Source organism: Dolichospermum planctonicum (assembly GCF_005402965.1).
GTDB classification, from domain to species: Bacteria; Cyanobacteriota; Cyanobacteriia; order Cyanobacteriales; family Nostocaceae; genus Dolichospermum; species Dolichospermum planctonicum.
Window position 1 is genome coordinate 1 of record NZ_BJCF01000142.1, and the last position, 571, is coordinate 571.

The 571-nt window shown below is 37.3% G+C and carries 2 pseudogenes; both read right to left on the reverse strand.

What is annotated here, in order from left to right:
• Positions 1-259: pseudogene (locus tag FFO06_RS20775) on the reverse strand (addiction module component); the annotation flags it as partial.
• 27 nt (positions 260-286) lie between these two features.
• Positions 287-571: pseudogene (locus tag FFO06_RS22210) on the reverse strand (recombinase family protein); the annotation flags it as partial.

A 571-nucleotide genomic window follows, 5' to 3' on the forward strand; every position in this document is an offset into this window, starting at 1 on the left:
TTACATCATAAAGGGTTGCTTCCCATAACTTAGCAGGTAATTGGTACTTGTCTTTAGATGTGCGTAGCTGTTTGTCAATTTCAAATTTAGAAATGCCCCAAGCCTTTAAAGAGCCGAACTCATTCCATAAGTCAGAGCGCAGTTGTCCTAAACGCAAAGCAATTAAATCAAGTTGGTTAGATTTCCACGTATTTAGTTTTTTAGTCCCTAAAATGGCGGTTCTCGTAACGGTTAATTGATTCTTTACTTTGAGTTTCATGAACTTGGTTTGCTACGTCTTTTACTATTATATTCCTATTGACTCGTATTCGCTATTATTTGTTTCATGAATATTTTGCTCTTCGGCTATTTTTTTCTTGTAAGCCCGAAGGAAATAAAGTTTGGAGGAAAAGCAGTGCATGATAATAAAATCCTGCATTAACTCTTCGTGGGATGATAGCTTGACATTGTTCACCACAACAATTTTGCAGCCGTGAAGGTTGCAAAACCACTCAACGAATTCAAAACCAAATCTGCATAACCTGTCCTTGTGTCCCACCACAATTTCAGAGATTTGATTTTCCGCAACTTG